This window comes from Pseudomonas sp. EA_65y_Pfl1_P113, from assembly GCF_963970525.1.
GTDB classification, from domain to species: Bacteria; Pseudomonadota; Gammaproteobacteria; order Pseudomonadales; family Pseudomonadaceae; genus Aquipseudomonas; species Aquipseudomonas tritici.
The window spans coordinates 1-579 of the sequence record NZ_CAXAQM010000266.1 but is presented as its reverse complement, the minus strand read 5'-3'; the positions used below and the strand labels follow the sequence as shown (position 1 = coordinate 579).

The window sequence follows — 579 nt, the reverse complement described above, 5'->3', positions numbered from 1 at the left end:
GTGCCGCCGCCAAGGTCATAGACCGCGATGGTCTTGTTGGTGTCCTTGTCGAGCCCGTAAGCGAGCGCGGCTGCGGTCGGCTCGTTGATGATGCGGAGCACTTCGAGCCCGGCAATCTGCCCGGCGTCCTTGGTTGCCTGGCGCTGCGCGTCGTTAAAGTATGCAGGAACGGTGATGACCGCCTGGGTCACCGTCTCGCCGAGATAGGCTTCCGCGGTTTCCTTCATCTTCTGGAGCGTGAAGGCCGAGATCTGCGAGGGCGAGTATTCCTTGCCGCCGGCACCGACCCATGCGTCGCCATTGTTGCCGCGCACAATCTTGTACGGGACCAGCTCGGTGTCCTTCTTGGTGATCGGATCGTCGAAGCGACGGCCGATCAGGCGCTTCACCGCGAAAATGGTGTTTTCAGGGTTGGTCACCGCCTGGCGCTTCGCAGGCTGGCCGACCAGTCGCTCGCCATCCTTGGCGAAGGCGACGATCGACGGCGTGGTGCGCGCGCCTTCGGCGTTTTCGATAACCTTGGGCTTGCCGCCCTCCATCACCGAGACGCAGCTGTTGGTGGTGCCGAGATCGATTCCG

Annotated in this window: 1 protein-coding gene; it reads right to left on the bottom strand. The window is 63.2% G+C overall.

Annotated elements, in window-relative coordinates:
• The coding region (locus AACY52_RS29510) for an Hsp70 family protein (protein ID WP_339561252.1) at positions 1-579 on the bottom strand (579 nt) is incomplete at both ends.